At 62.9% G+C, this 10,629-nt stretch carries 9 protein-coding genes and 1 pseudogene; 7 read left to right on the plus strand and 3 right to left on the minus strand.

The genetic code is table 11. The features are described 5' to 3' along the window. Nucleotides 1-355: 355 nt before the first annotated feature. Nucleotides 356-964, minus strand: coding sequence for a QsdR family transcriptional regulator (locus VN856_RS16565; RefSeq protein WP_325690909.1), 609 nt, complete (start codon nucleotides 962-964; stop codon nucleotides 356-358). A gap of 261 nt (nucleotides 965-1,225) precedes the next feature. Here VN856_RS16565 and VN856_RS16570 point away from each other — a divergent pair, with 261 nt between their 5' ends. The 5 genes from VN856_RS16570 (at nucleotide 1,226) to VN856_RS16590 (ending at nucleotide 6,213) form a co-directional block, all read left to right on the plus strand. Then, nucleotides 1,226-1,990: an SDR family NAD(P)-dependent oxidoreductase gene (locus VN856_RS16570; RefSeq protein ID WP_325690910.1), complete on the plus strand. Its 765-nt coding sequence runs from the start codon at nucleotides 1,226-1,228 to the stop codon at nucleotides 1,988-1,990. Between the two features lie 10 nt (nucleotides 1,991-2,000). Beyond that, a complete protein-coding gene (locus VN856_RS16575) occupies nucleotides 2,001-3,530 on the plus strand; it encodes a wax ester/triacylglycerol synthase family O-acyltransferase (RefSeq protein WP_325690911.1) in 1,530 nt (509 codons plus the stop codon). Nucleotides 3,531-3,682: 152 nt separating this feature from the next. Continuing rightward, nucleotides 3,683-4,516 carry a helix-turn-helix transcriptional regulator gene (locus VN856_RS16580; RefSeq protein ID WP_325690913.1) on the plus strand — a complete coding sequence of 278 codons (834 nt, stop codon included), beginning with the start codon at nucleotides 3,683-3,685 and terminating at the stop codon, nucleotides 4,514-4,516. Nucleotides 4,517-4,519: 3 nt separating this feature from the next. Continuing rightward, nucleotides 4,520-5,365 (plus strand): helix-turn-helix transcriptional regulator, encoded by an 846-nt coding sequence (locus tag VN856_RS16585; RefSeq protein ID WP_325690915.1) that lies wholly within the window; start codon nucleotides 4,520-4,522, stop codon nucleotides 5,363-5,365. Next, the gene (locus tag VN856_RS16590) at nucleotides 5,362-6,213 is read left to right on the plus strand and encodes a helix-turn-helix transcriptional regulator (RefSeq protein WP_325690916.1); all 852 of its coding nucleotides are present in this window, start codon (nucleotides 5,362-5,364) and stop codon (nucleotides 6,211-6,213) included. Before VN856_RS16585 ends, VN856_RS16590 begins: the two co-directional genes overlap by 4 nt. A 22-nt stretch (nucleotides 6,214-6,235) precedes the next feature. Here VN856_RS16590 and VN856_RS16595 read toward each other — a convergent pair whose 3' ends face one another. Together VN856_RS16595 and VN856_RS16600 are read right to left on the minus strand one after the other, a co-directional pair. Further along, on the minus strand, nucleotides 6,236-9,079 hold the full coding sequence (locus VN856_RS16595) for an RND family transporter (protein WP_325690918.1): 2,844 nt from the start codon (nucleotides 9,077-9,079) through the stop codon (nucleotides 6,236-6,238). Continuing rightward, complete coding sequence (locus tag VN856_RS16600; protein WP_325690923.1) at nucleotides 9,076-9,459, minus strand: MmpS family transport accessory protein; 384 nt, start codon at nucleotides 9,457-9,459, stop codon at nucleotides 9,076-9,078. Before VN856_RS16600 ends, VN856_RS16595 begins: the two co-directional genes overlap by 4 nt. A 358-nt stretch (nucleotides 9,460-9,817) precedes the next feature. On the opposite strand from VN856_RS16600, the gene VN856_RS16605 reads away from it, so the two are divergent. Next, nucleotides 9,818-10,198 carry a hypothetical protein gene (locus VN856_RS16605; RefSeq protein WP_325690920.1) on the plus strand — a complete coding sequence of 127 codons (381 nt, stop codon included), beginning with the start codon at nucleotides 9,818-9,820 and terminating at the stop codon, nucleotides 10,196-10,198. A 19-nt stretch (nucleotides 10,199-10,217) separates the two neighbouring features. Beyond that, a pseudogene (locus VN856_RS16610) lies at nucleotides 10,218-10,629 on the plus strand (ABC transporter permease); the annotation flags it as partial.

Below are 10,629 nucleotides of genomic sequence, written 5' to 3' on the forward strand. Positions count from 1 at the left end.
GTGGTTGGTGAGTTCTCACCTGTGGGCCGGTGGCTGATTCGCCGGTCGGTCTATCGGCCAGGCCATGCATCCACCCTCGGGGCACTGCAGATGAGTTCGGGATACCGCGTTTATCCCCGGTACTGGCAGGGACAGGCTGAGAGCCGCGACATCCCCACCCGAGCGACGGTGCAGTTGCCTGGCAAGTCGCGTAGTAAAGCCGCGCGAGACCGACGTTTTCAGCCGCGGTCGATTACCGAGGTTCGCAAATACGTTGTGCCCGTGTGTGTTAACCAGGCCCAGCGATACACGCAGCTTCGCTAGAGGTGCGCTTAATCGCACCCTCGGTGAGGCGTTCGCATCGGTTACTTCTGCATTAGCTGGAGTCAGAATCCTGACGTCCCAGGAGCGCTCCAACCGCTAGCTCCGCCATCGCGATGTCAGGTTCCTCGCCGGTGATGTACTCGGCGTAGAGGAAGGACTCGACAATCCGGACGATGAGGTAGGCCAAGTCACGCAACGGAAGTCGTGAACGTAGGTTGCCTTGTGCGGCCTCGTCGTTCAGCAGCTTCTCGATGGCGGCGACGAGGCGAACCTGTACCGTGCCGGCGCGGGTGGTGAGAATTCTCAACGCACGTTCCGGCTCGCGCCGCAGAAACTCCCGGAGGAAGTCGGCTTGGTCGAGGCTGGCGGCAAAGTGGCCGATCGCCGCGGTGATGCGCCCGGCCCCGTTGCCGTCGGAGGCCTCGATCGCGGCAGCGAGCGTCGGCTCTGCCAGCGACCACAGAATCTCCCCGAGCAGGTCATCGCGTCCGCCGACCCAGCGGAAGAGAGTGGCGCGGTTTACTCCGAGCTCAGCGGCCAGTTCCTGCATCTCGATGCGGCGCCCAGCCATGAACCACCGCCGGGCGACCCGGAATGCGTCCAACGCGTCGGCCTTACGGTCCTTTGCCAACATGCGGGATAGCGGTGTTTCACCGGCCATATGCAGCAGATTATCAAACGTTGCAACTGTCGCCCAGTCAGGAGCAGGATCTGTGCCTGCCGTCATCTACACCATACTTCAAATACGCTGTCAAAAAACGAGTTATCACGCTCTATGCTCCGGCGCTCATTAAAGCGAAGATGCCGGTCCGTGTGACTAATCTCCTATTAGATGCATAAGTGCAACATATTGATGTACGTTGCATACGGTTAGGGAGCGGGCGTACAAACCCGATCTGACCATCACCGAAGGAGCGTTGCCGTGCCCGTGCTCGATCGTTTTCGTATCGACGACCGCGTGGCGGTCGTCACCGGCGCGTCCAGTGGGCTTGGAGTCGCGTTCGCACAGGCTCTGGCCGAAGCTGGCGCCGACGTGGTGCTCGGTGCCCGTCGCGCCGACCGCTTGGAAGACACCCGCGCGCTGGTCGAGGCCGTGGGGCGAAGGGCCGTTGCGGTGCCAACCGATGTGACCGACCCCAACGACTGCCGCGCTCTGGTGCGCGCCGCCATGGACAAATTCGGGCGGGTGGACATCCTGGTGAACAACGCCGGGGTCGGAACGGCGGTGCCGGCCACCCGCGAGACCCCCGAGCAGTTTCGGTCAGTCGTCGACCTGAACCTGAACGGCTGCTACTGGATGGCGCAGGAATGTGGGCGCGTGATGCAGCCCGGCAGCTCGATCATTAATGTCAGCAGCGTGCTGGGCTTAACCACCGCAGGTCTGCCGCAGGCCGCCTACGCCTCGTCCAAGGCTGGTTTGATCGGCCTGACGCGGGACCTCGCCCAGCAATGGACCGGGCGCCGCGGCATCCGCGTCAACGCAATCGCGCCAGGCTACTTCGCATCCGAGATGACCGACCAGTTCGATCAGGAGTACTTCGATTCCACGGTCGTGCCTCGCACACTGTGCGGACGGCTCGGTGAGCCCGAAGAACTCAGCGCCGCACTGTTATTCCTCGCCAGCGACGCCAGCAGTTACGTCACCGGGATCACGCTGCCCGTCGAGGGCGGCATGCTGACCACCTAGGGAGCCATTCGTGAAGCAACTCAGCGGCCTGGACGCGACGTTTCTGTACATGGAGACGCCGACAACCTTCGGACACGTCACGGGCCTGATGATTTTCGAACGTCCCAGCGCGGACTACGACCCATTCGCCGCTGTCTACGCCAAGTTCGCCTCCATGGTCGGCGAGCTCGAACCGTTGCGCCGCCGCCTCGTCCAGGTGCCGTTCGGACTCGACCATCCCTACTGGGTGGCCGACCCAAACCTGGATCTCGACTTTCATATCAGGGAAATCCATTTGGCCAAACCGGGCATGGTCGATCAACTGGCCGATCAGATTTCCCGGATCGTCGGTCGCCCCATGGATCGGACCCGGCCGCTGTGGGAGGTCTACGTCATCGATGGCCTGCACAGCGGGCGGTGGGCGCTGCTCACCAAGTACCACCACGCCACCATCGACGGCGCCGCCGGTCAGCTCATGCTGCAGATCATGACCGATCCCGACGCCGCCGCTCCGCCGCCGGGTGAAAGCCCCGCGTGGGAGGCCGAAGCGCTTCCGAGCAGCATGGACCTGTTGCGGCGCACAGCAGCCCGGCTGGCGCTGAACCCCGTCAGAGCATTGCGGGTTCAAGCGCGGCTGGTCCGCAGTATCGCCGACACAGCGGGTATCAACAGTGTCAGCAGTGCGGCCGGCCAAGCCGGGGCGGCGGTCAAGGCGATTGCCCGGCTCGGCCGGTCCGACCGGCCGCGGATCAATCTGCCGACAACCCAGGCGCCGCCCACCCCGTGGAACAAGTCGATCACGGGTCACCGCCGATTCGCCATGCGCACAACGTCTTTAGAGAATGTCAAGGCGCTCAAGAATGCCACTGGGGGCACGGTGAATGACATCGTGATGGCGATCTGCGCGGGCGGGCTTCGCCAGTACCTGCTATCCCATGATGCGCTGCCCGATCGCCCGCTGCGGGCCATGGTGCCGGTGTCCATCCGTACCGGCCAGGAGGAGGACCCGTGGACCAACCGTGTCTCGGCTCTCGTCGCTGAGTTGCCCACCGATTGCGCCGACCCGCTGGAACGTGTAGCCCGCTGCAGCCAAGCGATGCAGGATGCCAAGCACACCCTCGACATGGTGCCGGCCGACGAGCTCGTCGACCTCACGCAGTTCTCCACCCCGGTGCTGGCGACCTCGGCCGTGCGACTCGCGTCGCGGCTGCGGTTGGCCGATCGCATCGCCCAGCCGTTCAATCTGGTGATCTCCAACGTGCCCGGCCCGCGCCAGCCGGTGTACTTCGCGGGCGCGCAACTGTGCCATCAGTTTCCAGTGTCGATCGTCACCGACGGACAAGGACTCAACATCACGGTGGTGAGCTATCTCGACCGACTCGACTTCGGCTTCATCGTCGACCGCGACCTGGTACCCGACGTGTGGGATCTCGCCGACATGCACGTCGACGAGATCGGCCGGCTGTTCGAAGCCAGCGGAGCGGAATGGGCGCAACCCCCGCAACCGCCACACCCTCGGCGCGGACGCGTCAGAGGCTATGCGGCCGATGACATCTGCTGAATAGCAGTGCCCGGTCCCATTGATGCGATCGGCGCAAAATCAGCCGACAACGTCATTGGCAGGGTGACTCACCACTTAACCAGCGCTTTGAGGATCCGGCGCGGTCTCGCGTTTAACCCTCAGACGAAAGGGGACGGGCTTAGGCTCGAAGAATGGCTGCCGAAGCCAATGCGCTGGGTGAATACCTGCGAGCCCGGCGACAGCAGGTGCGGCCCGAGGACGTCGGGCTGGTGCCCGGCGCGCGTCGTCGCGTTGCGGGTTTACGCCGCGAGGAGTTGGCAATGCTGGCCGGCATCAGTGCCGAGTACTACCTACGCCTTGAGGTGGGCCGCGACAAACATCCGTCACCTCAGGTTCTCGATGCGCTGGCGCGAGCCCTGCAACTAGACCCCAAAGCCAAGCAATATCTCCATGCGCTGGCCGCTGGCCATGGATGGGACGCATCCGATCCGGAGGCGGCTGCCTACTGTGTGGCCGACCTAATCAGTGAGTTGCCGATGCCGGCCGTCATGGCGAACCGCTACCTAGATGTGTTGGCGGCTAATCCCATTGCCCGTGCCCTGTCACCCGAGTTCACACCGGGACAAAACTTCCTCCGCTGGCGCCTACTCGACCCGGCTGCCCGCGATCTCTACGTTCGTTGGGACGAGGCGACCGAGAGTGCGGTCGGGGGGTTGCGGGACCTCGGTGGCCGCTATCCAGAGGACGCCCGAATGCGGGCGTTGATTGATGAATTGTCCGCGGCCAGTCCACGTTTCCGCGAACTATGGTCCAACGCGGATGTGGGCTATCTGTTGGGAGTCCACCACCTCTGCCATCCCCAAGTCGGGGAGCTGTATTTGCGCCGGACCCGGCTCAACGCTGCATACCCCGGCGGGGACCACGTGATCGTCTACCGCGCAGAGCCGGACACCGGCTCGGCTAGGGCGCTCGAGGCGTTGCGATCCATCTCGATTGCCCCAACCATTCGTACTGGCAGGGGATAGAAGATGGCCACAGACGCCAATGCGCTGGGTGAATACCTGCGCGCACGGCGCCAGCAGGTGCGGCCCGAGGACGTCGGGCTGATTCCCGGCGGGCGCCGCCGGGTTTCGGGTTTGCGCCGCGAGGAGCTGGCAATGCTGGCGGGCATCAGCGCCGAGTACTACCTGCGGCTGGAGGTGGGCCGCGACAAGAATCCATCGACCCAGGTTGTTCAGGCGCTCGCCCGGGCCCTCCGGCTCGACGTCCTGGCCACGCAACATCTGCAATACCTCGCCGGTCCGACCGGATCGGATCTCTGCCATGTGGAGGCAACGCCGGCCTACGCATTCGGCGAAGTAATCGAACAGTTTTTGATACCAGCCGCGTTGGCCAACAGGTACCTAGATGTGTTGGCGGCGAATCCGATGGCCCGGGCCCTGTCCCCCGAGTTCACACCCGGACAAAATTTCCTGCGTTGGCGCCTGTTAGACCCCGCCGCACGGGAGCTCTACGTGAATTGGGAGGACGCGACGGCTAGCGCGGTGGCTGGTTTGCGCGACCTCGGCGGTCGCTGGCCCGAAGATGCTCACATGCAGGCGCTGATAGCTGAATTATCCAGCGCCAGTGAGCGTTTCCGGGAGCTGTGGGTGCGTGCGGACGTGGGTTACCGCTTGGGCGCTCACCACATGCACCATCCTCGGGTCGGCGAACTTCATCTGCACCGAAGCCGGCTCAACGCACCGTATCCGGGTGGCGAGCACGTGGTGATGTACCGCGCGATTCCGGGCAGCGACTCGGCCAGAGCGCTCGATGAACTGCGGTCCCTGACTGCAGCTTCGAACGTTGACTCACCAGTTGAGGAGACCCGTTGACCGCGGACACTGGCGGGGTGGCGCCAAAAGCCAACGCGCTCGGTGAATACCTGCGCGCACGGCGCCAGCAGGTGCGGCCCGAGGACGTCGGCCTGGTTCCCGGGCCGCGGCGACGCGTTGCGGGTTTGCGCCGCGAAGAACTGGCGATGCTGGCGGGCATCAGCGCCGAGTACTACCTGAGGCTGGAGGTGGGCCGCGACAAGCATCCCTCGCCTCAGGTGGTTGAAGCGCTCGCGCGGGCCCTGAGGCTCGACGACAAGGCCGCGGAGTATCTGCGCCAGCTGGTAGCCCCACCAGGGGGCGATGCCTCCGAGCTGGAAGTGGAGGCCTACGCGCTAGCCGAGATCATCGAGCAGATTTCGATGCCGGCCGTCCTGGTCAATAGGTATCAAGATGTCCTGGCCGCAAATCCGATTGCTCAGGCGTTGTCACCGGGATTCGCGCCGGGACAAAACGTTGTGCGGTGGCGTCTACTGGACCCCGTTGCCCGCGAGCTCTATGTCAACTGGGAGGACGCGACCGAGCTCGTCGTGAATGGGCTACGGGAATTCAGCAGCGGCTGTCCCAACGATCCGCGCATGCAGGCGCTGATAGCTGAATTGTCCACCGCCAGTGAACGTTTCCGCGAGTTGTGGTCGCGTGCAGACGTAGGTTACTACTTAGGGGTCCACCACCTACGTCATCCCGTAGTCGGCGAGCTTTTTCTTTCCCGGCACCGGCTCAACGCACCGTATCCCGGCGGGGACCATGTGGTGATGTATCGCGCCCACCCGGGCAGCGACTCCGCACGAGCGCTCGAGCAACTGCGGTCGCTGTCTGCGCCAGACGCCGGCTACGGGACCAACTGAGTTCGTGACGCCGATCGCCGGCTCATCGGGCCAGGCTGGGCTCCCGCTGGATCCGCTGGGGCCACCAGAACCACGGGCCGAGCAGCCGGGCGAGCGGCATCACCAAGAACAATCGGACGATCAGCATGTCGAAGATCAATCCGAGACAGATGGTTGAGCCTGCTTGGCCAATGTTGATGACATCGCTGGAAAGCAGCGCGAGCATTGTGCCCGCAAGGACGAAAGCTGCTGTGATGACCACGTTTCCGGAGCCGGCCATCGCCCGAATCAGCCCTGTCTTGACGCCGGCGCCAAGCTCCTCGCGGTAGCGTGAAAGCAGCAGCAGGTTGTAGTCGCAACCCACCCCGACAAGAACGATGAACGAAATCGGAATGGTCAGCCAGTGCAGCTTTATGCCGAGGAATGTTTCCCAGACCAAAGTCGACAGTCCCAAGCTTCCGGCAAAAGACAGCACCACGGTGATGAGCACGATGATTGAGCCAATCAGGGCCCTCGTGATGACCAACACGATCAGGAATACGAGTCCAAACGTCGCAAGCATCATGATGATCAAGTCGTTGCGCGAGAAGTCCTCGATATCACGGTAATTCGCGGAGGCACCCGCCACCAACAGCTTCGCGTCCGACAGCGATGTGCCCTTGAGGGATTCCTGTGCGGCCGTAGAGACATTTCGTATCTGGTTGATGCCTTCGGGGCTCATCGCCTCGCCCTGGTGGTAGACGATCGTGCGTGCACCCTTGCCGTCGGGTGTCATGAAGAACCCGAGCCCGACCTTGAAGTCGGGCGTATTCAGCGCGTCCGGCGGTAGGAAGAAGAAGTCATCATTCTTCGCGTTGTCGAATGCCTGACCCAGATCGATCAACGGGTGAATGACGACGTCCAGCTGCGGGATGAGCGCGTGCAGCGTGCTTTGCAGCGTGTAGGTCAAGGATTGGATGGTCGCAAGGTTGTCCGCTATTGCATGCGTCTGGGTGGCGATCTGCGGGGTGACGGTATCGATAATCTCCAGGCCACGTACCTCGTTCGCGAACTCATCGGTGAGTTCGTCGACGTCGTCGACTGTCTCGATGAGGGAACGAAAACCAAAGCATAATGGGATGTCGAAGCAGTGTTTTTCCCAGTAGAAATAGGTACGCATGGGTCTGAAGACGTCGTCGTAATCCGCCAGGTGGTCGCGGGCTTCCTGGCTGATGGCGTTCAGCTTCTCCGCGGATTCCCGCGATATGTGGGTGCCAACGCTCAGCTGATTGGTGATGTCTTCCAGGCGCTTCGTAGATTCGACCACGCTCCCCGTCTTGGCGGCCAACGTGTCGATGTCGGCTACGCGGTCACGTAGGAAGCCGATGTTCTCGCCGATCGTGGTACCGAGGGAGCTCGTGGCGAACGGCAGTGAGGCGTGTTCGAGCGGCCGACCGTTGGGCCTGGTGATGCCTTGCACCATCGCGATACCCGGTACGCGGACAACGCTTTTGTTGATCCGGTCCAAGGAAATCATGTCAGTGGTGTTGCGCATGTCGTGATCCGACTGCACGTAGAGAACGTCGGTGGATAGCTCACTTTTGGGGAAGTGTCTATCGGCGGCCGCGTACCCCTTGCTGGACTCGACGTCGGCGGGCGCGAAGTCTCGGTCGTTGTAACTCACCTTGTAGGTGGTCAGATTCAAGATGGCCAGCGGGATGACCAGGGCAGCCACCGCAATAATCGGCGCCGGCCACCGGGCGATCGCAGTACCCATCTTCCGCCACATCGGGCTCGTCGGCCGCGGTTCCTCCAGGTATCTGATCTTGCTGCCCAGGGTGAGAAGAGCAGGACCCAGGGTAAGGGCGGCCAGGACGGCGACGACCATCGCCACAAAGCACGGCGGGCCAAGTGTGCGGAAGTAATTCAGCTCGGTGAGGCTCAGGCATAGCGTCGCGCCAGAGATCGCCAGGCCCGAGCCCATGATCACGTGCGCTGTGTTGGCGACCGCCTCGTAGTAGGCACTTTCTTTGTCGAGGCCTGCTCGACGCGCTTCGTGATATCGACCGAGGTAAAAGATGCCGTAGTCGGTACTGACACCCAGCACCAACGCGACGACCATATTGGTAGCGAACGACGAGATACCGAGCACATGTAGCCCGACGAAGAATGAGACGACGCCGCGCGCCGTCGCCAACGCGACGAGCACCCCCGCCAGTGGTATCAGTGCTCTCGTAATCGATCGGTAGGCGAGCAGAAGCATGATGATGATCAGGATGATCGTGACGATCGTCAGCGTGGTCAGGCTCTCGTCCGCGGCGTGCAGCGTATCGGTGGCGAGCGGGGATGGCCCGCTCACATAGACATTGAGGCCGCTGGGCTTCGGAACCTTAGCCACGATGTCTCGAATGGCCCCAATTGAGTGGTTGGACGTCGCGTCGCCCAAATCCCCAGTGGGGCGGACGGTCAACGTCGCAGCCTCGGCGTCGGCGCTCTGCTGACCCGACATCGTCACCGGCTTGCCCCAAAGATCCAGCAGCGACTGCACGTGCTGCTTGTCTTGCTGTAGCCGACGCACCAACTCGTTGTAGTACTGGTGGTCCTGCTCACCGAGCTTGCGGCCGTGAGTTTCCAACAGAACGACGGCGGCGCTGGTGAAGTCGGATTCGTTGAATGCCTGGCCTTGCAGAATTGCCGCTTGCGACGACGGCGCGTCTCGAGGGACCTCAGCCTCCGCATTGGCCGCCGTGTTCTTCTCGATCGACGGCACGAATACGTTCGTGACGACCGCGGCCAGTAACCAGAACACCAGGATCGGAACCGCCAGCACCCGCAGCAGTCGTACGACGCGCGGGCGCTTCACCTCGTCGGCGTCCTTGCGGGGTCTGCCCGGTTCGTCGGCGTTCATGCTGCAGTCACCGTGCACGCGACCGCGGCGCCCTCATGCGCGACGTATTTCTCATCGCGGACCACACCGTCGACCAGAATCCGGCATCCCAGCGAGCTACCGTCGACCTGTGAGACCAGGCTCAATGTGGCCGAAGCCGACATCGTCGTCGCCGAAAAAGACCAGGGCAGCGAGGTCAGTCGGACCTCGACCGGGTTGCTCTTGAGATCCGCATAAACGACTTTGCCGCCACCGCCGAGGTCCCCGAAAACCTCGTAAGTGATGTTCTTCGGATTGATTTGAACGACGGTGGCCGGAATGGAACTCGTAGACGGCGGATGGCTGATGGCGTCCGAGGCGTGCCGAACCTTATTGACCCCGTAACTGATGATCGCGATCATCACCAGCGCCACTACGGGCAGCCAGAGCTTGCTGAACAGTCGCCCGGTTTTTCGACGCTTCAGCCTCGCGCTCACCAAAATCCACCTTTGATCTGGTGGGAGATAGCTCGCCCGGGTACGAGCTTAAGCTCCGCAACATTTCTCGGCGTTTGCTGGCCGAAGAGTACACCGCCTCCCGCACGGCCAGAACGAAAATGGCGAAAACTGCGGTCGGCCTGCGCCGTCACATCGGCCTGATCCTGTCCCTGCCAATACCGGGGATAAGTGCGGCATATCAAGTCCGCCCGGGGCGCCCTGATGGTTCTTATATGGCCCGGCCGAAAAGCCTTTCGGCGAACCACAGAAGAGGGAGGATGCCATGACCGCTATCGCTACGTTGTCTGCGTCGCGCGGCGTCGCCGGGCACCGACATGCCCTCCTGGCCATCGGTTCCGGTTTCACGGGGCTGACCGCGACCAAGGCGCTCAAGTTTTCTCAGATGAACGTCACCGACGCCCTGGTGTTCGTGACACGCATTGCCGCGCAGAGCATCTCGCACTTGGCAAGTCAGGCATCGCAGTGGACTCCGTTCGTCCCGGCCGTCGTCACTGCGAGCGTACTTATCGCGCTGGCCGTCGCTGCTGTCGCAAACATCGTTGAACTGATTGCAGCTCCGCCGAGTTCCGGATGGACGGTCCGGATCGTTGAGACAGCAGATTCCTTCTATGCGCCAACGCTTTACAGCGTTCGCGACCGATAGCGAAAGGTTGGTTCCGATCATGATATTTACCGCTCTGCGAGACATGCAGTGGCGCAAGTGGCGCTTTGTGATCGCGATTGTGGTCACCGGACTGGTGTTCGCCATGACGCTGGTCCTCACCGGGCTGGCGAACGGGTTCCGGGTGGAGGATGAACACACGGTTGACTCCTTCGGCGTCGACTTGTTCGTGATCAAATCCGGTGCTACCGGCCCATTCCTGGGGTCGGCGCCGCTGCCGGAGGCCGAGGTGCAAGTAATCGCCGCGACCCCGGGGGTGGTGGCCGCCGCTCCCCTGTTGTACAAGGGCGCGACGTTCAAAGATGGCAACTCGACGCGCGACGCCGCTGTGTTCGGCGCTCCCGCAGGCGGTCCCGGCATGCCGGCCATGTCTCAGGGCAGGGCACCGGCCAGCCCCGACGAGATAGCCGTAT

Origin of the sequence: Mycobacterium sp., from assembly GCF_035603715.1 — a bacterium.
GTDB lineage: Bacteria > Actinomycetota > Actinomycetes > Mycobacteriales > Mycobacteriaceae > Mycobacterium.

Bases quoted from the DNA above. Each gene is read 5' to 3' on its own strand.
- VN856_RS16565 (WP_325690909.1), bottom strand. From the start codon at position 964: ATGGCCGGTGAAACACCGCTATCCCGCATGTTGGCAAAGGACCGTAAG.
- VN856_RS16580 (WP_325690913.1), top strand. From the start codon at position 3,683: ATGGCTGCCGAAGCCAATGCGCTGGGTGAATACCTGCGAGCCCGGCGA.
- VN856_RS16585 (WP_325690915.1), top strand. From the start codon at position 4,520: ATGGCCACAGACGCCAATGCGCTGGGTGAATACCTGCGCGCACGGCGC.
- VN856_RS16595 (WP_325690918.1), bottom strand. From the start codon at position 9,079: ATGAACGCCGACGAACCGGGCAGACCCCGCAAGGACGCCGACGAGGTG.
- VN856_RS16600 (WP_325690923.1), bottom strand. From the start codon at position 9,459: ATGATCGCGATCATCAGTTACGGGGTCAATAAGGTTCGGCACGCCTCG.
- VN856_RS16605 (WP_325690920.1), top strand. From the start codon at position 9,818: ATGACCGCTATCGCTACGTTGTCTGCGTCGCGCGGCGTCGCCGGGCAC.